The 18,747-nt window shown below is 74.0% G+C and carries 15 protein-coding genes; 1 reads left to right on the forward strand and 14 read right to left on the reverse strand.

The window, feature by feature from the left end:
• Positions 1–288 precede the first annotated feature (288 nt).
• On the forward strand, positions 289–1,434 hold the full coding sequence (locus WCS02_RS01525) for an AAA family ATPase (RefSeq protein WP_340288691.1): 1,146 nt from the start codon (positions 289–291) through the stop codon (positions 1,432–1,434).
• 63 nt (positions 1,435–1,497) lie between these two features.
• Here the strand turns inward: WCS02_RS01525 and WCS02_RS01530 are convergent, their stop codons facing one another.
• The 14 genes from WCS02_RS01530 to WCS02_RS01595 form a co-directional block, all read right to left on the reverse strand.
• A complete protein-coding gene (locus tag WCS02_RS01530; protein ID WP_340288694.1) occupies positions 1,498–2,136 on the reverse strand; it encodes a hypothetical protein in 639 nt (212 codons plus the stop codon).
• Positions 2,133–3,482: a type IV secretory system conjugative DNA transfer family protein gene (locus WCS02_RS01535; protein WP_340288697.1), complete on the reverse strand. Its 1,350-nt coding sequence runs from the start codon at positions 3,480–3,482 to the stop codon at positions 2,133–2,135. Before WCS02_RS01535 ends, WCS02_RS01530 begins: the two co-directional genes overlap by 4 nt.
• A 95-nt stretch (positions 3,483–3,577) precedes the next feature.
• Positions 3,578–4,180 carry a hypothetical protein gene (locus tag WCS02_RS01540; RefSeq protein WP_340288700.1) on the reverse strand — a complete coding sequence of 201 codons (603 nt, stop codon included), beginning with the start codon at positions 4,178–4,180 and terminating at the stop codon, positions 3,578–3,580.
• Positions 4,181–4,270: 90 nt separating this feature from the next.
• Positions 4,271–5,920: a peptidoglycan DD-metalloendopeptidase family protein gene (locus WCS02_RS01545; RefSeq protein ID WP_340288704.1), complete on the reverse strand. Its 1,650-nt coding sequence runs from the start codon at positions 5,918–5,920 to the stop codon at positions 4,271–4,273.
• Positions 5,921–5,937: 17 nt separating this feature from the next.
• Entirely contained in the window at positions 5,938–7,500 is a 1,563-nt protein-coding gene (locus tag WCS02_RS01550) for a TraG/VirB4 family ATPase (RefSeq protein ID WP_340288707.1), read from the reverse strand.
• Entirely contained in the window at positions 7,497–9,086 is a 1,590-nt protein-coding gene (locus tag WCS02_RS01555) for an SCO6880 family protein (protein ID WP_340288710.1), read from the reverse strand. Before WCS02_RS01555 ends, WCS02_RS01550 begins: the two co-directional genes overlap by 4 nt.
• Positions 9,087–9,153: 67 nt before the next feature.
• Positions 9,154–10,701: a TrbL/VirB6 family protein gene (locus tag WCS02_RS01560; protein ID WP_340288713.1), complete on the reverse strand. Its 1,548-nt coding sequence runs from the start codon at positions 10,699–10,701 to the stop codon at positions 9,154–9,156.
• Positions 10,694–11,731: a hypothetical protein gene (locus WCS02_RS01565; RefSeq protein WP_340288716.1), complete on the reverse strand. Its 1,038-nt coding sequence runs from the start codon at positions 11,729–11,731 to the stop codon at positions 10,694–10,696. The genes WCS02_RS01560 and WCS02_RS01565 overlap by 8 nt, the downstream gene beginning before the upstream one ends.
• Positions 11,728–12,096 (reverse strand): hypothetical protein, encoded by a 369-nt coding sequence (locus WCS02_RS01570; protein WP_340288719.1) that lies wholly within the window; start codon positions 12,094–12,096, stop codon positions 11,728–11,730. The genes WCS02_RS01565 and WCS02_RS01570 overlap by 4 nt, the downstream gene beginning before the upstream one ends.
• On the reverse strand, positions 12,093–13,046 hold the full coding sequence (locus WCS02_RS01575; RefSeq protein WP_340288722.1) for a hypothetical protein: 954 nt from the start codon (positions 13,044–13,046) through the stop codon (positions 12,093–12,095). The genes WCS02_RS01570 and WCS02_RS01575 overlap by 4 nt, the downstream gene beginning before the upstream one ends.
• A complete protein-coding gene (locus WCS02_RS01580; protein WP_340288725.1) occupies positions 13,043–13,273 on the reverse strand; it encodes a hypothetical protein in 231 nt (76 codons plus the stop codon). The genes WCS02_RS01575 and WCS02_RS01580 overlap by 4 nt, the downstream gene beginning before the upstream one ends.
• 128 nt (positions 13,274–13,401) lie before the next feature.
• On the reverse strand, positions 13,402–14,226 hold the full coding sequence (locus WCS02_RS01585) for a hypothetical protein (protein ID WP_340288727.1): 825 nt from the start codon (positions 14,224–14,226) through the stop codon (positions 13,402–13,404).
• Between the two features lie 222 nt (positions 14,227–14,448).
• Positions 14,449–18,270 (reverse strand): LysM peptidoglycan-binding domain-containing protein, encoded by a 3,822-nt coding sequence (locus WCS02_RS01590; protein ID WP_340288729.1) that lies wholly within the window; start codon positions 18,268–18,270, stop codon positions 14,449–14,451.
• Positions 18,267–18,668, reverse strand: coding sequence for a pilus assembly protein TadG-related protein (locus WCS02_RS01595; protein ID WP_340288732.1), 402 nt, complete (start codon positions 18,666–18,668; stop codon positions 18,267–18,269). The genes WCS02_RS01590 and WCS02_RS01595 overlap by 4 nt, the downstream gene beginning before the upstream one ends.
• Positions 18,669–18,747 lie beyond the last annotated feature (79 nt).

Raw genomic sequence — 18,747 nt, forward strand, 5'->3', positions numbered from 1 at the left:
GTCGGATCGCTCCCGATGGGCAGGTGTTCCTCGATGCCTGCTTGCACGAGCACAACGCCGACCACGCCTGGTTCGTCACCACCACCCGGCTCTCCAAGGCAGCCTGCGACCTCGGCACTCGCCGCGGCGTGCGATTCCTGGACCGAGACGCCCCCGCCGAATGGATGGCCCCCGGGTCGACAGCTCCGGCAGCCAGCCCGCTCCCCCTCGAGGTAGTGGGGCCGGGCAAGTGGCGTGACGGGCTCCGACGGTGGCACTCTTTGCAAACATTACAAAGGAGTGCCAAGGATGCCGCGCAACCCGTTCAAGCCGACGGCCGGCGCGAGCCCGCCCCTGCTGGTCGGCCGCGACGACGTACTCGAGGAGTTCACCGAGGCGCTGGAAGACGGTCCCGGAGCGCCCGGTCGCCTGGTCATCTTCACCGGCCCACGGGGCGTGGGCAAGACGGTGATGCTCACCGAGGTGGGAGACCAGGCGCTGCGTCAGGGGTGGGTGACGCTGGCCGAGACCGCCACCCCGGGGCTCGTGCGACGCCTCCAGCACGCCGTGACCCGAGCGCTGCACGACCTGGACTCCTCGACCGCGCCCGGGCGGAGCGTCACCAGTGTCACCCTGCCCGTGGTCGGGGGCGGGTTCACCACGACGGCTCCACCCACCGCCGTGGTCGAGTGGCGTACGGAGCTCGGCCGCCTTCTGGACACGCTCGAGCGCAACGGCACCGGGCTCCTCATCACCGTCGACGAGGTCCACAAGGGCGCGCGAGAGGACCTGCGGGACCTGGCTGCGACCGTGCAGCACCTCATCCGCGAAGACCGCAACGTGGCTCTGGCCCTGGCCGGCCTCCCCTCTGCGGTGTCGGACCTGCTCAACGACGACGTGCTGACCTTCCTGCGGCGCGCCACCCCGTTCGAGCTGCACGACGTCCCGCTCGACCGTGTCAGCGACGCTCTGCGCACCACCATCGCCGCGGAAGGACGCTCGATCACGGACGACGCCCTCGACGAGGCGACCTGCGCCACGGGGGGCTACCCGTTCATGATCCAGCTCGTCGGGTACCACGTCTGGCGCAAGGCGGACGGCGACACCATCGACCTGGCCGCGGTTCAGGCCGGCGTGCCCGCTGCGCGCAAGCGGCTCGGCTCCACCGTCCACGAGACCGCCCTGGCAGACCTGTCCGACGTCGACCGCACCTACCTCCTCGCCATGTCGCACGACGAAGGGGAGTCCTCCACCGGTGAGGTGGCCCGTCGCCTGGGCGAGACCCCGTACTACGCCTCCACCTACCGGGCCCGCCTCATCGCCGCCGGCGTCATCGAACCCACTCGCCGCGGCTACGTCGACTTCACCATCCCGTACCTGCGGGAGTACCTGCGCGAGCACGCCGCCCGCTACGAGATGGCCTCACGCGGAGCCGGGCGGCACACACGTCGCTGACCCCCGCAGGGACGACGGTCACCCGACCCGCACCCGCGCCGACGGCGGAACGGGCGAGCCTGCTCACGGGTCTAGCTCGCCGGTCTGCAGGTCGACGACGCTCAGCCGGGGCGGGCGTGAGGGCGCCGGTGAGCCTGCACCCTGGGCGGCCAGGACGTCCGCGTCGTACAGCTCAGCTCGTGCACCTCGGGTGGCGTCGGCCGTGTGGCGGGTGTGGCGTCCCTTGGCGGGCCACGGTTCGTGCCCGTCCTGGCAGTGGCCCTTGGTGCGTGTCCGGGTGCGGTCCTGGAAGGCGGGCAGGCTGTAGCGGTGCCAGTCCTCCATGGCGTCGCTTGTCAGCTCCTTACCGGCGCGGCGGCGCTGGTCGGCGAGGACGGCGATCTCGTGGACGAGGTGGGGGTGCTGGGGCCAGCAGGGCAGGACGGCGGTTTCGGCGTCCCAGACGTACTCGGCGTTGAGCCAGGTGACGACCTGCTCGAGCCAGTCCCACACCTGCCGGCGTAGCTGCGGCTGGAGGCAGGAGGCGGGGTCCCAGGGGCGGGGCAGCTGGGCCAGGTCGCCGAGGGCGTCGATCTGCTCCTTGGTGCCGGTGGCCGCGATGTGCAGTTCCCGGTAGGCCAGGCGCACCAGCTGGGCCGGCTGTGGAAAGGGCGCCACCAACGGCCCGGTCGACGACCGGGCGGCTGGGGCCGGGGTGGTCACCTGGGTCCCTCCTCGTGGGTGGTGAGGCCGTGCCGGCGGGCTTCGGCGAGGGCGGCCACGGCGCGGGCGGAGGCACTGACGGTGCTGCTGCGGGTGGCGCCGACCTGCTCGCGCTGCTCCTGCTGCTCCTGCAGCAGCCGCCGGCCGGTGCGGCCGTCGATGCACCGGTGCAGGCGGGCGATGATGGGCTTGCCGTTCTCGGCCACCACCAGGGCGCGCCGTTCGGGTAGCTGGCGGATCTCCTCCGGGCGTAGGACCGCGATGTCGTCGCCGGACACGGTCCGACCGCCCCGCCCGGTCTGCCAGCTGCTGCGCGACACCCGGGTCATGCCCACCAGGTCGGAGACCTCCTGGTTGAACGCGACGTCCTTGCTGCCGCCGAACATCACGAGGACGTTGGTGAGGCCGAACAGGGCCCGGGCCTCCTGCTCACCGAAGATGGCCGCGAGCTGCCGCCAGGTCTGCGCGGCGTAGATGAACGAGATCCCGAGGGCCCGCTCGTTGGCCATACGGGTGCGCAGGGTCGGGATCGGTGCGGTGGAGGGCAGCTCGTCGAGGCAGGCAAGCATCGGCGGGCACAGCCGCGACCAGGGGGACTTGTTGGCCAGGGCCAGGGCGGTGTCCAGGACGTGCTCGGCCAGGGCCGTCATCAGCGGCGAGGCGGAGGCGTAGGGGTCCTCGCGGCCGAGGAGGTAGATGGTGCCGTGGCGGCGGATGACGTCGGCGATGTCGGTGCTGGCCCGCCCGGGGCCGGGGGTGCAGCGGGTGCGGATGTCGGCCTGGAAGAACAGGCTCATGGCCTGCTGGACCGTCGTGGTGGTGTTCCCGGCGGTGCGGTCGTCCCCGTGCAGGGCGCCGTGGAGCAGGCCGTGCCAGAACGGCGCGGCGTGGGGGTGCTCGCGCAGGATTTCCGACGGTTCACTCGCGCTGCGTGGGTTCGCGACCCAGCGCAGGACGTGCTCCAGGGACCTGCCGGTCAGGGCCGCAGCGTGGAAGAACGCCTGGATCACCTTCGCGGCCTCCGCGGCGTAGAAGCGGGCGGCGTCGTCACCGCCGCCGGAGCTCACGGCGCCCTTGACGGTGCCGGCGGTGAAGGCCTTCGCGCGGCGCTCGGCCACCATCGGGTCGACGCAGCCCTCGATCGGGTCCCACACCAGTTCGGGTAGACCGGGGGCCAGACCGAACGGGTCCAGGACGACGCAGGGCCGATCGTCACGGGACCGGGCGGTGACGCTCAAGAGCAGGTCGTCAACCTTGGTCAGGGTGACCAAGGCGGCACCCGGTGCGTCCAGGAGAGCGGGGGTGAGCAGGTCCAGGGTCTTCCCCGACCCCTGCGGGCCGATCACGCCGGCGGTGCGGTCCCAAGGGACCCACATCTCACCGCCGCGGGGTTCTTGCGCCCGGCCCAATCGCCAGCCGACCTCCCGGCAGGCCGCCACCTTCACAGCCGCCCCCCACCCGCACGCGCACCGGCCGTCGAGGCCTCCGCGGGGAACGGTGAGCCGTCATCGGGCAGGGTGGTCGGTGTCGCCCGGGGTGGTGGCGCCGGCGCGGCTGGGGTCCTGCGGCGGCCGTAGAGATCCGGGCGGATGATGGCCCGGTTGGCGCGCAGCCGTGACCGGCCGAGCATCTGCTCGACGTCGGCGGTGCTGGCCATGCCCTTCAACCGGCCCGGGCCCCATCTAGCCATGGCCTGCCAGCCGAGCAGCCCCAGCAGGGTGAGCGCCATCACCTCGGTGACCGCCACGCACGCCCACAGCGTGCCCGCGCCCGCCACCGCCTCGCCCGTCGCGCCGCCCTGCGCAGGCAGCCCCGTGGGGGGTTGTAGGCCGGCGGCGGCGTCACCGCGGAGCAGAGCCGGCAGGCTGGTGAACAGCTCGGTGCGCGGCGGGAACCGCCACGGCTGCCCGACGGCCACGTTCGCGATCGCACGGCCGCAGTGCGCCGCCAGCACGAGCACCATCACCACCGCGACGCTGATCCCGAGAGGTAGCTCCCAGGTCCACGGGTAGGGGTCATGGCGGCGGGCGCGCTGCATGCTCATGCCCCCACAAGTCAGCAGGGCCGGCCCGGCGGTCATCGCCGGGCGGTGCCCGGTGGCGGTAGGCCGGGGGGCTGGGCCGGCGCCGGTCGGTCAGGTGCGGGCGAGGGTGGCGCCGTCGGAGAGGTTGCCGACGCGCCAGATCTCGAACCGGTTGCGCTCGGGTCCGTCGGCGTAGCTGAAGGTGCCGGTGCCGCTGCGGCGGTCGCGGGCTTCGATGGTGCTGCGGGTGGCGGGGTCGAGGACGAGCATGACGTGCCCGATGCGGTCGGGTCCGAGGTAGGAGTCCCAGAAGACGAGGTCGCCCGGGCGTTCCTGCCCCAGCTGCACCCGGTGTCCGTTTCCGGCGGCGAGCCAGTCCCGCTGAGCGGCGGCGGTGCGGGGGGCGCTGATCCCGATCTGAGCCAGGGCGGTCTGGGTGAAGGAGGAGCAGTCCCAGGCGTCGGGGCCGCCGGCGCCGAAGACGTACGGCTCACCGACCTGCGCCTGGGCCCAGGTGAGCATGGCGACCACCCGCTCGTCGTCGATCGGGGGCAGGAGGGGGTTGCCGAGCGCGGCGGGGTTGGTGGTGCCTGGCCCGCAGTCGGTGAGGTCGCCGAGCACGGTCCCGCCGCCGTAGGCGTGCGCGTAGGACAAGACGTCGTTGACGTACCAGTCGGCCCGGTTGTAGGCGAACAGGGCCGCTCGGACGCCGTCTGGGCCCTCGGTGAGCCCGGACACGGTGAGGTAGTGCGCGGCGGAGTGCACGCTGTCGGCGTCGTTGGTGATGTCGGCTCGGCCGTCCTGGTCGCCGTCCACGCCCATCGCCGTCCAGGTCGCCGGCATGAACTGCATCAGCCCTTGGGCCCCGGCCGACGAGTTGGCGGTGAGCCGGCCGTGGGCGGTCTCGGCCATGCCGATGCCGGCGAGCACGGTCCACGGGATCTGGTAGCGGTCGGCGGCGGCCCGGTAGAGGGCCTCGACGTCGGCGGGGACTGGGACGGGTGCGTTGACCAGGGACGCCTTGCGTGGCTGGCCCGCCGGGGGCAGCCCGAAGCCGACACCCCCCTCCCCCGCGTCCCCCGCAGCGGCGGGGGGCGTCTCGGTGCCCGGGGGGACGAGACCGGCGGCGAGGGTGTTGCTGGGGGGGACCTGGGGGGGCGGGGCGCTCCCGTCCAGGGGGGCGCCGTGCTCGCGCATGAAGGCGACCGGGTCGATCGCGGTGCCGTTGCGGAGGACCTCGAAGTGCAGGTGGTTGCCGGTGCTGGTGCCGGTGGAGCCCTCCACGCCGAGCCGCTGCCCGGTGCTGACCTGGGTGCCGACGGTGACGGTGATGCTGGCCAAGTGGGCGTATCGGGTGCTGAGGCCACCGCCGTGGTCGATGTCGACGACGTTGCCGTACGCGCCGGCGTTCCTGGCGCGGGTGATCGTCCCCGCGGACGCGGCGACGACGGGGCCTGGGCCGGGCAGGGAGACCAGGTCCTGCCCGGTGTGGGTGCGCCACTCGAGGTGGATGGGGTGGAACTGCCGGCCGAACCCGCGCTTGGACACCGTGTAGGCCTGCTCGAACGGGGCCTGCCACTGCCCGGCACCACCGGCGGGGCCGCCGCCGGCGGGGGTGCTCCCCGGCCCGTTGCAGGCGACGGTGGCCAGGTGGACGCCGACGGCGGGGGCGGTGACCGTGGTGAGGACCAGGGCCGCCAGCAGCGGGCCACCGATGAGGCTCGCCAGGATCGCGGCGATGGTGAGCTTGACCATGGCCATCTCCCTCGTCCCGGTCCTCAGCCCGCGCCCTGGATGGCGTCGTTGGTGAACGTCAGCTGCTTCTCCAGGGGGTGCAGGACGGTCTGGACCTTGTACAGCTGCTCCCCGACCCCCCACACGGCGCGGCCCTTGCCGTGGCGGGCCCAGCCGGTGACGAGGTTGCGGGCGATCGGGCCGAGGGCGAGGAGCCGCTCGAGGTCGTCGCCGACGGCGGCGTCCTGGCCGTGGAGGATCTTGATGTCGGCCAGGTGCAGCATCTCCTTGGCGATGACGGCGGCCTGGGACCCGGCGGCGCCGGCGGACAGCAGGTCGCCGGGCTTGTGCGCGACGGCGATCTGCAGGTCCCCGCGCCGGGACAGCCGGAGGTCGGCGTCGAAGCTCTTCACCGCGTCCGGGCCCAGCCGGAGCTGGCGCCATGACTCGTCGCGGACGACCAGGCGCAGGTCACCGGGCGCGGCGGTCTCCCGCATCGCCCGACCCCAGGAGTTCAGGCACAGCAGGGCGATGCCGACGGCCTCGTCGCCGAGGGGTTCCAGCCGGGACAGGCTCAGGGACTGGATCGGGGCGCGCCAGTCGACGTTGATGCTGGTGTGGTCGTCGAACAGACCGGCCAGGGCGCCGGTGACGAGCTGGCCCAGGGCGTCGCGAAGCAGCCGGGTCTCGTCGAGGAACTGCCTCTCCGAGGCGTACCGGCATTGCGTGATCAGCCGGTCGGTGGGGTTGTCGAGCAGGTGCCACAGCTGGGGGATGGTGACCTCCACCAGCTGCGAGCCGCCGGCGGCGTAACCGGTGAGCTCCTGCAGGGCGGCGGTGACCACGACCTCGTCGCTGGGCCCGAACGGCACCAGGCTGTCCCCGATGCGCTGGCTGCCGACCAGGCCCCGGACCAGGGTGAGCCAGCGACCGAAGATCAGCGAGGACCGTCGCTGCGCCTCCACGGCGTCCAGCTCGGCCCAGCCCTGCCCCAACGGGCCGAAGGCCAGAGGGTTGACACGGGCGGGCAGCCCCGGACCGATAGTGAAGGGCTCCACCCCGACCGCGTGGCAGAGCTTCTCGTACTCGTCCTTGACGTCGCCGAGGATGAGGGCCCGGTACCCGAAGTCCAGCAGCCGCAGGACCATGGCCTTGACCGTGGCGCTCTTGCCGACGCCGGGGTTGCCGAAGCAGAAGATGTTGGGGTTGGTGACCTGGATGTCGTCGCGGACCACCCAGCCGAACGGGTCGACGTAGAAGCTGCCGCCGCTGAGCTGGTCGATGCCCATCCAGGCCCCCGTCGGGGGCAGGCCGGGGGTGGCGATGAACGGCCACAGCACCGGCGCCTGGTCGCTGGTCATCCGCCACGTCGACACCGGCGCCGTCGCCGGTGCCCACCCGCGACCGGCCCGCCGAGCGCCACGCCGCCCGGCGTAGCGGAACAGCCGGGCCTCCTTCTCCACGGCGGTCGGCGTGGGCGCGACGGGCAGGTCGTGCCCGAAGTCGGCGAGCAGCCGACCCACGTCACGGCCCCCGCCGCGGCTCCTGGCCTGTCCCGTGGCCTGCCCGGTGGCACGGCCGGTGGCACGGCCGAGGACGGCGCTCACGCGTCACCGCGGCGGCTGAGGCTGACGCCGAGCGGCACGGCGGATGCGGCGAAGCCGAGGTCCTGGGACAGGTCCAGGCGCAGCGGGGCGAAGCCGGCCCGTCGGACCGAAGCGTCGAGGCGTCGACCGAACTCCTCCACGCGGGCGGTGCTCGGCACCGTGACGGTGCACACCGCGTAGGGGCGGGTCATGGAGTGCCCGCGGGCGAGCTTGCCGTCCAGGCCCCGAGCGCGCAGGGCCTCGGTCCGCTGCCGAGCGCGCATCTTCACCCCGGCCTTGGCGCGCAGCTCCTCCCCGAGATCCGCCGACCACTCCCTGGTGGCGCTCTGCCGGTCCGCGGTCGACTGCCGCAGGATCGGGTAGGCGACCACGAAGCTGCGCCGCTCTCCCGGCTCCGACGGCGTCAGCACCGGCGCCAGGGCGCCCATGACGGCCCCACTGTCGGGCAGCTTGATCGTCGCGCTGACGGAGCTCCACGCGTCGTGGGTGTAGTGACGGCTCGTCGCCTCGGCGCCGGCCGGGCCGGCCAGCGCCCACGGCACATCGGCCGCGATGCGCGGGGGGGCGCTCACGTCCCCGACGCCATCGCCGGCGCCCGCAGCTCCGGGATCGGCACCGCCGACGGCCGCTCGGGTGGAGTCGGCCTGGTCCCGGTCGGCCAGAGCTGCGACGACGCCGGCCCGGTCGCCGGGAGCGAAGCCCGTGCGGCAGGCGAGGGCGAGCTGGGGAGAGGTGAGCCAGGTGACCTCGGTCATGGCCATCCCGCCGCGTAGCTGGGCCTCGACCTCGCCCATCAGCCCGTACAGGACCCTGGCTCGACCGTCCAGCCCTCGTCCGCACTGCCTGGCCGCGCGGGTCATGCGGGTCTCGGGGACCACGATCGTCGCCCAGGACTCCGTCCGGACGGAGGCCTGGGTCAGTGCCTCGCGAAGGTCGTCGTTCACGGCCCTGGCCAGCAGGGGTCCGTCGGCCCGGCGGTGCCGTTGCATCCACAGATCACGCTCGGCGCCGTCGTCGGGAACGGTGCGGACGGTGAAGAGGACCTCGTCGATGAGTTCGGTGTGGGAGGCCAGGTCGAGCAGGCCGCCCAGCCCGACGGCCTGGTGAGCCCGTTCCTCCGCGTCGACGAACCCGAGGCCGGGGTGGACGACGGCGGCGGTGACCGCCCACGTGCGAGCCGCGTGGTCCTGGACGATCGCGACACGGGACAACGACGCCCCGCGCGGCGGGCCGTCGTGGACCTCGATGCCGTGCAGCGCACCCGGCAAGTCGGGGGCGTCCATGGAGCTGGCCCGGCCCATGGCGGCGCGGGACCTGAACTGGGTCCAGCCGGCCACGGTGCCCAGCAGGTAGGACAACGAGGCCATCAGCCACCCGGTCGCGGGGCGGCCGCGCACCGGCACCACCGTCACCAGCAGCACCAGCAGCCAGGCACCGCTCAGGGCTGCCGCGGCGAGCCAGGAGCCCGAGCGGACTGCGAAGAACACGGGCAGGCTGGTCGCTACCAGGGTTCCCAGCTGCCAGCCGTTCAGGCCGAAGAACCAGCCGATGCGGTCCCGTGAGTAGTCGTCGAACACCAGCGCCATGACAAGTCCTCTCGAGGTGGATCAGTGGGTGTGGCGGCGGAGCGCCGGGCGGCCGCCCGGATGGTCCTCAGACGGGGACGATGGGCACCGCCGCCGCGCCCCAGGCACCGGCCGCAGCACCCGCCCCCGCACCGGCACCGGCACCGGCACCGGCGGCGGGACTGCCGGCGGTGCTGCCTGCTCCTGCGGGTCCAGTCCCGCCGGGGAGCGGGGCCGGCTGTGGGGGCGGCGCGGCCGGTGACGGCCCGCCGGCTGAGGGGCCTGCAGCGGGGGTTGCTGCGCCGGACCCGGTCGGGCCGGTGGGGCCGCTGCTGTCCGGCGGGCGGCTCGGGTCGCTTGCTTGGGGGCCTGAGCTGCTGGGGCCACGGTCGGCCCCGGTGCCGGCGCTGCCGGCTGCGGTGCGCGGTCGCTCCCCGGGGTCGGGGAAGTAGTTGGAGCTGCCGACACCCATCTGGCTGGCGGCGTCGGCCCCGACCGCGGCGCCGGCGGTCCCGGCTCGCTGCATCAGGCCCAGCCCGGCGGCTGCCGCGGCTCCCAGTGCTCCCCCGGTGCTGCTCAGCCAGCCGCGCTCGGCCTGCCCGAAGCGGGCGCTGGTCGCCTCCTCCCCCGCGGACTCCCCGGAGGACCGCGCGCCGTCCGAGGCCTGTGCCGATGCGCCGCTGCCGGCACCGGCGCCGGCGCTGCCGGCGGAGCCGCCGCCCAGCAGGCCCTGCACGCCCCCCGACGCGGCAAGCCCTCGGCGCAGCGCCGCACCGGAGGAGGTGCCCGGGTCGACGAAGGCGAGGAGCTTGAACAGCGCCAGCGGTGAGAAGCAGGCGATCAGGATGAGCAACACCCCCGGGATGGCGGTGCCGATCGCGGCCAGGGTCCCGTCCGCCAGGCCGTTGGCGACGCCGGTGGTGGCCTGCACGCCTGCACCGAGTACCAGGACCATGAGGACGGGGCTCAGGGCGGCGGCGTGCGTCCAGCGCAGGCTCTTCCAGAACCAGTCCCGCCCCGCGTCGGACAGCAGGCCGGCTGCGGCGATCGGGGTGGTCGCTGCCAGAACCATGAGCGCGCCGGCCCGGGTCAGCATCACCAGCAGGTGACCGAGTGCGGCCAGCCACAGGAGCAGACCCATCAGGCCGAGGACGGTCGCGACGGTCCCGTCGGCGACGTCTTGCAGGGCGATGTCCTCGAACGGCTTCCACGCCGACCACGACGTCACGTTGAGCAGGGCCTGCATCAGGCCGCGGGTGAGACCGCCGCAGGCGGCGACCAGGGCCACGATGTACGTCAGCCAGCCGCCCCAGACCACGGCGAACTGGGCGAAGCCGATGCCCACGCGGGCCAGGCTCTTCCCGTCGCGGCGGGCGGCGGTCACGCCCAGCTGGAGCATGCCCATGAGCAGCACCAGAGCGCCTGCCAGCCAGAAGGTCGTCCGGTACAGCTCCGAGCCGGGCCCATCCGCCCGCAGGTCGGGGGTGATGAAGGCGTCCATCAGGTAGAGCACCATCCGCAGGACCCACAGACCGGCGTTCCAGATCGCCAGCATCGCGACCGTCCACGCGTCGGTGACGATCTTCCCGGCCGTGCCGGCAAGGACCCCGAACGGGTCGAACCACTCCTCAGGCATCTGAGCCGTTCCCCTCGGTCGTGTCCTGTCGCCACGGCCCGTCCGGGCCGGGGGATGTCGCCGCACCGCTGCTGTCCCTCGTGGTGTCACCGGTGGTGGTGGCGGTCGTGTTGCCGGTGGTCGTGTTGCCGGTGGTCGTGTTGCCGGTGGTGGTGCTGCCGGTGGTCTCGGAGTCCGCCTCCACCCAGGTGCGCCAGCCGGCGTCGAGGCTGAGTTGGCTGCCAGGCCAGGTGGACGGTGCTCGGGCGGGTGGCTCGCCGGGACCGATGAGCCATCGACCGTCCTGCCACTGCATCCGCTCGCAGTGCCCAAACCCCAGACGCGCTTCGGTGACGATGACGGCGCGGACCTCCAGCAGCACGCACGCCAGCACCCAGTCCTGCCCGTCGACGCCCTTGACCTGGGCAGCGGCCGGGGTGACGGTGACGGTCGTGGTGAGGTCCTTCTCTGGCCCCATCTGCGCGGTGCCGAGGAAGGACTGGACGTGCTGGGTGATCTCCCACCCCGCCACCCCTGCGGCATCCCCCTCCCCCGCCGGCGTATCTGGCCGGTCGGTACCGGTGGCGGGCAGGGTCCACTGCTCGTGGATCTGCACGGTCAACGGGATGGACATCGCCTGGAACACGGAGGATTCGATAGCGGCCAGCTGAGCGACCGCCCCCTCGGGCGTCCGCGGGAACCCCGAGGGGACACCGGCCGGGCCGGCGGTGGTGGCCGGTGGGACGACCAGGACCGGGGCGGAAGTTGCAGCGGGCACGGCCGGCTGAGCATCACCCGGGGTCACCTCGAGCATCGGTGCCGCCGCGATCCGGTTCCGGCGCGTCTGGGCGTCCTCGACCTGGCCGTTGGCCTCGGCCGCCGGTTCGGCCGCCGCCAGGTCACCGACCACGGTCAGGTAGATGGCCTGGACAAGCCCGAAGACCAGCAGGAGGGCGGTGACCACGACCGCGGCGAGGACACCGAGCAGCCGCTGCCGGCTCCAGGCCTCACCCCCACCCGGACGGGTCGCGGTTCCGGCGAAGCGGCTCATGCGAGCGGGCCACCGAGCCCGGGCAGGGTCGCGGCGACGCAACCGTCACCCATGAACCCGTCCACCATGCCGGGCAGGACCAGGTAGCCGATCCCCGCGGCGAACATGACGACGATGCTGACCACGCCAGCCTTGCTGGCGTGGGGCATGGAGAAGATGCGGCCCGCGACGATGGCGCCGATGCCGATGATGACCCCGACGCTGAACATGATCAGGACGCCCCACAGGACGTAGCCCATGATCTCGTCGATGTACTGCTGGGCGTTGCCCGGGGCGACGGGGCAGACCGCCGCGAGCAGCTGGGTGGCCGCCGAGTCGGTCGAGCCGGTGGCGAGGTCGGTGAGGGTGGGCAGGTGGCGGGTCATGGCGTGACTCCTCGTGTGGTGGTGGGGGCTAGCAGCCGGGCGGCCGCCTGCAGCAGGGCCGGCGGGAGCGGGGCGGGGCTGAGCCCGAGGACGGCCAGCTCACGGTCGTGCGGGACCTCGACGAGGCGGCCGTCGTCGTCCAGGGCTCGGGTGTGCGGTCCGAGGCCGTGCGCAACGGCGCGGGACCAGCGGCGCCGGCGAGGCCCGATGACGGCGGCATGGACGGTGCACCCGACGCCGGAGAGCAGGTCCAGCTGCACCTCCAGGCGCCGTAGCCCGGGCACGGTCGCCGTGGTGACCAGGACGGCGTGCTCTGCCATCAGCACCTCGTCCTGCAGCCAGGAGGGCCGGGCCAGGACGTGCTGCAAGCCCCAGCCGACGTCCAGGACGCTCAGCGCGCCGGCACCCTCGACCGTGGCCAGGGACGCCGGGGACGCACTGACGGGAAGTACCGCGGGGGTGGGGACCTGGTCGGCGGCGTCGACGTCCTCGGCGACGCGCTCGAGCAGCAGGTCTCCCCGCTGCCCCCGCACCCAGCCCGACGGGTCCCACCCGAGTTCGGAGGTGCTGGCGGCGGCCACCCCGGAGGCGGCGGGCGGGCTGCACTCGACAACCCGGACCGGTCCCACCGGCGCGGTCGCAGCGGCGTTCAGGGCGGCGGTCGCGACCGCGACGGCCACGGTGGACGCCCCGCACGCTCCAGAGCAGCCAAGGACCGGCAGCACCCGCTCCCCGGCTGTCTTCGACCAGGTGCCGGTCGAGCCGGCCGCGCTCGTCTGGGCTGGGTCGGAATTAGAGGCGCCACCTGCGCGGAAGGCGCCGGCCTGGACCGCGGCCCAGGCGCGCCGGAGCTCCGGCACCGACACCGCGGGCCGTGGGCGCGGCTCGGCGCCGGCACCGTCCCGGGAAGGGAGGGCCGTGGTGGTCCTGGTGGTGGTCGTGGCGCTCATGCTGTGTCCGCGCGCAGGAGCGACTGGCGAAGCTGCAGCCCGGCGCGCAGCTGGGCGGGGCTGAGGCACCCGAGGGCGGCCTTCGCCTGCTGCACCTCACGCAGCAGGGTCACGCACCCGTCGAGCTGGCCGATCGCCTCGGCCTCACGTCCGACGATCTCGAACAGCCGCGCGACCTCCGCCGTGGCCTGCTCGTCGTCTTGCTCATGCATCTCGACCACCTCCACCGCCCTCAGGGCACGCGGGCGGGCCCGGCGGTCACCGTCAGGACCCCCAGTGGTGCCGCGACCAGCGGAGCCGCTAGAACGACCGGCGCGAGCCTGGGTGCGGTCGGTGGGGCCGGTGCGGTCGGTGCTCATGCGGCGTCGCTGTAGCGGCCGTCACGGCAGGCCCGCGCGAGGGCCTGGACGCTGCGTCGGGTGCGGCGGCGCACGGTCACCGGTGAGACACCCCAGTTGCGGGCCACCTCCTCGCTCAGGGCGTTGGCCAGCAGGCCCCCGCCGCCGCGGTGGCGGCGGCCCAAGGACCGCGCGGACGCAGCCTCCATCAGGCTCAGGAGCAGGTCGCGGTCCTGGCTGCTGATGACGTCGTTGCTGCACGCCCACCGCAGGACGTCTACGACCTCCTCCGCGGCGGCTGGCCCCGGCTCAGAGGCGGTGGGGTCGTCCAGAGCGGACCAGAACGCGGCGGTGGGGTCGACCGGTTGGGTCAGGGACCAGGTGCGGTCGCCGGGTCGGCCGAGGGAGCGGTCGTCGCACTGGCGGAGCACCCCGGTGCGGGTGTTCGCGCGGATGTTGGCGGCGACTTTGCGCAGCCGCTGCCACGGGAAGGTCCGGATCTCCAGCCACAGCTGGGCGGCAACAGCCTCGTCGAGGGAGCCGGTCACCCCGCGGAGCTCGTGCGCCACGGACACCGCGGCGGGCAGCAGGGACCAGCACAACGTCGCGGCCGCGGCCGGGTCGTCCCCGCCGTCGACGGCCGCCAGGCACGCCAGGGCGTGCAGGACGCCATCGGCGTCGGCCCGGTCCGCGGCCAGCGTCCACTCCGGCACCTGCAGCGGGCCCGTCACCACGGCCAGGCGTGCGTCCTGGCGCGCCCAGGCCGGCCACCGCCGCTGCGCTTGGCGGATCAGCTCGCTGGTCTCCGGGTCGTCTAGACCCAGGTGTTCGGCGACGCTCATGGGGCTCCTCTCGCCACGTTGATGTGGCGAGAAGGTGCCGAGCGGACGTCACCGGGTTCGTCCCCCCGACCCGCTCACGGGCGAGAGGGACGTCGGGGGGACGGGGCGGGGGGACGGGCGTTGTCGCAGGTCAGGGCACGTCCCCCAAGTCGTCGAGAACCGACGGACGAGGAGGTTGCGTCAGGCCCGGTGGGGCCGGGCGGGGTGGGGTGACCTGGTCGCTCAGCTGGCGGCGCGGGAGTTGCGGGAGAGCCAGCCGTGGCGGTCGATGATCTCCTGGGTGCGGTCTGGCAGCTCCTCGGGCGGGCCGCCGTCGTCGCTGCGGTTGCACACCTGGCCCAGGACGATCTGGCGCGCCGCCTGGTCGTGCCCAGCGGCGGCAGCGACGGCGGCCAGGTCGAGACGGGGGATCTCCTCGTGCGGGGCAGCCAAGGCGGCGAGCTCCGCGGTGGCCCGTGCAGCGGCGAGGTCGCCGACCTGCAGCAGGTGGGTCGCCACCACGTGCGCGACGTCGACGACGGCGCACACCATGTGCTGGTCGAGCCGGTCGCCCTCCACCAGCCAGCTCCAGCCGCCCGGGCGCTGCCTGGCGAAGAGCGGACCGCTGACCAGGCTGAGGGCGGCGCGGAGGTCGGCGATGCCGGCCGGGCCCCGGGTCTCACCGCGCAGCCGCAGACGCCGGAACAGGTCGGCGTCGACCAAGAGGTCCTCCACCTGGTAGACCCCGACGCCGCGGAGCTGGCCGGCCGCTGACAGCCGGGCGTCGGGCAGGTGAGGGCTGCCCGTGCGGGGGTTGGTGCCCAGCCAGTCCCGGACCACCTTGACGTAGTCGCGGGTCTTGCTCGCCGTGATGTTGAAGGCGTCGGCGACCTCGTCGGGCGTGGCCCCATGAGGGCGGGTCGCGAGGAACGCGAGGAGCTCGGTCCAGTAGGGCTTGCGCTTGGTCACCGGGGTCCCTCGGGTGCGGGCACCGACCGGGCCCAGCAGCGTCAGGCGGGGCCGGTCGCAGGAGTCGGAGAACCAGGCCGCCACGTCCTCGTCCAGGCCGGGGTCGGCGTCGGCGACGGCGTGGCGGACCCGGACCGGCACCTGCGGGGCGAGGCTGCTCAGATCCTCCGCCGTGGTGGCCGCCACCGCCAGGTACTCCTCGTCCGGGACAGGCAGCACCGACTCCGGCTCGAGCGGAGCGACAGCCTCCTCCAGCAAGCAGTCGTCACCGACGCCGCCCCCCTCCTCGACGTCGGCCACGACGTCGACGCTCAGGTCGTCGACGTCCGCCAGCGGATCGGTGTCGTGACGCTCCGCCCAGACGGTGACGGCCTCCGTCCCAGCGTCGTCCTCCTCGAGGCGGTGATGCCTTGGGAGGGTGTGCTCGTCTCGGAGGGAGCCAGCGTCATCGGACCAGGAGCGCCAGTCCTCGACGGCGTAGGTAGAGCCGGCCGCGGGCATGGGACCGTCGATGGCGCCGATGGCGTACAGGGCCGCGCAGCCGTGGGCCTCCTGGCTTGTGAGACCGACCGCGGTGACCGCGGCGCCCACGCCGGGCAGCACTAGTCGCCCGGCCGCGTCGACCCGGACCACCCCACCGGCGGGACCGAGGGGCAGCGGTGCGGGTGCCCGTCCTGTGACCTCGAGGTCGTCCTCGGGCTGCTCGTCCTCGAGCAGGACGACGCTGGTCCCTGTCCTGTCCGGGTGGGCCTGCAGTAGAGCCGTGAGATCGCCCAGGGCGGGCGTGCGGTGCCCTGTGCCGATGAGGAGGACTCGGGCGGGCCAGGCGTCGTCACCGGCCTGGCGTGCGCGGGCGTCAGGCACGTCGAGCCCGACGCGCGTACCGCGGTCGACGGTCGCGACAGCCTCGGCGACCAGGTCACCCGCGACGAGGTCGCCGCTGGCGGGGTCCCTCCTGGCAGGGTCGAGGGTGGAGGGGTAGGTGTCGCCGGTGTCGTGGACGCGCAGCCGGTCGGGGTTCATCGGGCCCAGCTCGGCGGCGACCCCGACGCAGTCCACGCTCACCCCGTTCGACCACAGGTTGCATGCGAGCTCGGCCGCCACGTACCTGAGGAGGGCCACGGCGCGCTCAGGGTCACCGACCAGCCGCACCGCCCCCAGGCTTTCCAGGTTCAGCAGCCATGTGGCGCCGTGGTCGTCCGTGCCCACCGTGACCAGGACGGGGAACGGGGCGGGCTGGTCGGCGTTCAGCGGCCCGACCTCGCTGGTCTCGGCGGTGGCGGGGAACAGCCACCGCAGCCCGTCGCTGCTGCCGCTCCAGGGGGCGGGCAGCACGGTCGGTGTGCCCAGGTGAAGGACTATGCCGGCCGCGTCCAGTGCCACCGCCGCCACGGCGGGCAGCGGCTCCCCGGAGCTGACGTGGCGCGTGCCGAGGCGTCGCAGGACCTCGTCGAGCCGTTCGACGACCTCCACCACTGGCGCGCTGACGAGCACGCTGCGCTCGGTCGGGTACAGCTCAGGTGACGGGACCGTGAGAGCACGCCCTGGTCGGCGGGCGCGGGACTGCCCGGCACGTCGCTGTCGCAGCAGGAGCAGCATGCCGGCGGCGAGCACGGCCCCGGCCCCGGACAGCCCCGTGACCAGCCAGGCCGGCTCGATCAACTCCGCGTCACCCTCATCGGGCGCGTCGCCCGCGTCAGCCATGTCGGCGATGTCGGCCATGTCCGTGACGTCAGCATCGGTCGGCGCGGCGACGCCAGCTGCCCCGCTCGTCCGGTCCACCTGCGACCGGTCAGGGGCCTGCGCGGTGCCTGCGGCCGCGTCCTGGTCGGTGTCGGGCCGGGCCAGGGCGTCGCCAGCCGGCTGGGACGCCTCTGTCGGTGCCGCGGCGGGAGCCCCGGCGTCGGCCACGTCCTGAGCGGTCGGCAGGCCCGCCGGAGCGGGCGGGGCGGAGACGGTCGCGGTGGGGGCGGTCGCGGGTTCGGCGGTGGCGCGGTCCGAGGTGGTGGGGAGGGGGATCACCCAGCCCGGGCGGATGACGTCGGGGTCCGTGAGCTGCTGCCCGTCCGGTTGGGTCGCCCCTGCCGCTGCGGCGGCGAGCTCGGGGTAGCGGTTCCCGTCCCCCAGTTGGCTCTCGGCGATCTCCCACAGGGAGTCTCCTGCCGTGACGACGTGGGAGCCCGTCGCATCGGGCGCGGCAGGCGGCACGGCCGTCGGGCCAGCCGTCGGGCTTGTGGCGCTGGTGGGGGGCGTCCAAGCGGGCAGGTGCGTCGCGTCGGCGGGCATCTGCAGCTGCCAGCCGGGCTTGATGACGTCGGGGTCGGTCAGGGTCGTCCCGTCCGGCTGTGGTCGGGACACGTTCAGGTCGAAGATTTCGGCCCACCGGGTGCCGTCACCGAGCTCGTCCTCCGCGATGCGCCACAGGCAGTCGTAGCGGCCCGCGGCCGGCGCCTGGACGAGGTACGCCCTGGGTGGCGCGGCGGTGACGTCCTGCCCCAAGCCGGGATCTGGGGTCGACGTCGTGGCGTCGCCGGTCCCGGGCCCGGGCGCCGTCTCGGCCACTGTGGCCACCATGTTCCCGCGGTCGGGCACAGGCCAGGCGGACGGGCTTGTGGCCGAGCTCAAGGTCGGTGCGTCCTGCCCGGCGGGCGCTTGCTGGTCCGTCGACGAGATCGTCGGTGCCGAAGCAGTCGGGGTTGCGGCCGCCGAGGCGGTGGTCAGAGGGGCGGCGGCGCCGACCAGGAGCAGGGCGACCACCAGGGTTCGGGCGAGGTCCTGGCTCGGGCCCCACATGGGCAGCCGGAGTTGGGGGCGGCCGCGGCGCGTGGTCGCGTTGACCAGCTCCACCAGGACCCCGACGGTGAAGTGCGCCCAGGCCAGCCACGCCACCGCGGCGAGGATGTCGACTACTGCGCTGCTGGGCAGGGGGTTGGTCGCCAGCCCGGCCAGCCCCGTGACCTCGGGGAGGGTGCTGGGCAGAGGCCAGCCCACCAGGACGCTGAGGAGGGCCGGGATACCCAGCACCGCGACCGAGAGGACCGTGCCGGCGGTGACCTGTCGTGCCCGGTCCAGAGCGGTGATCTGCTGAGAGGTCACGGGATGCTCACCTCCTGGGTGTCACCGATTGCGGGGCGGGCGCCGGCGGTCGCCGACACCACCTGCGGCCCGACGCCCACGGCCCCAAGGAGCACGGGCTGGTAGGTGAGCGTGACCGTGACGTTCACCTGCCCGTCCGGGCCCGCGACCGCGGAGCACGAGGCGTCCGGGCGGTACTGCGCGATCCACGTGCACGCGGCGGCCTGGGCGGCGCCGGGCGCGACGGCTCGGACCGCCCCCTGGTCCCGGAAGCCGGCGACGTCCATCCGGTCGACCGCGGCCCGGGCGCCCTCGGAGGCGAGCCCGATGACCTCCTGGCGGGTGGTGATCGCTCGGCCGCCGTCCACGACCAGCCCCGTCCCGAACAACAAGGCAGGCGCCATGAGGAGTGTCCACACGGTCGCCGAGCCTCGGTCACCGACCATGGCGCAGGCCGGAGCCCGCGTCGGCCTGCGCGTCGGCCTGCAGGTCCTGCTC

The organism is Aquipuribacter hungaricus (genome assembly GCF_037860755.1).
GTDB lineage: Bacteria > Actinomycetota > Actinomycetes > Actinomycetales > JBBAYJ01 > Aquipuribacter > Aquipuribacter hungaricus.

What these genes read in the sequence shown, in the direction of transcription:
- WCS02_RS01540 (WP_340288700.1), bottom strand. Translation starts at nt 4,180, where the DNA reads ATGAGCATGCAGCGCGCCCGCCGCCATGACCCCTACCCGTGGACCTGG.
- WCS02_RS01525 (WP_340288691.1), top strand. Translation starts at nt 289, where the DNA reads ATGCCGCGCAACCCGTTCAAGCCGACGGCCGGCGCGAGCCCGCCCCTG.
- WCS02_RS01585 (WP_340288727.1), bottom strand. Translation starts at nt 14,226, where the DNA reads ATGAGCGTCGCCGAACACCTGGGTCTAGACGACCCGGAGACCAGCGAG.
- WCS02_RS01565 (WP_340288716.1), bottom strand. Translation starts at nt 11,731, where the DNA reads ATGAGCCGCTTCGCCGGAACCGCGACCCGTCCGGGTGGGGGTGAGGCC.
- WCS02_RS01555 (WP_340288710.1), bottom strand. Translation starts at nt 9,086, where the DNA reads ATGGCGCTGGTGTTCGACGACTACTCACGGGACCGCATCGGCTGGTTC.
- WCS02_RS01545 (WP_340288704.1), bottom strand. Translation starts at nt 5,920, where the DNA reads ATGGCCATGGTCAAGCTCACCATCGCCGCGATCCTGGCGAGCCTCATC.
- WCS02_RS01560 (WP_340288713.1), bottom strand. Translation starts at nt 10,701, where the DNA reads ATGCCTGAGGAGTGGTTCGACCCGTTCGGGGTCCTTGCCGGCACGGCC.
- WCS02_RS01575 (WP_340288722.1), bottom strand. Translation starts at nt 13,046, where the DNA reads ATGAGCGCCACGACCACCACCAGGACCACCACGGCCCTCCCTTCCCGG.
- WCS02_RS01570 (WP_340288719.1), bottom strand. Translation starts at nt 12,096, where the DNA reads ATGACCCGCCACCTGCCCACCCTCACCGACCTCGCCACCGGCTCGACC.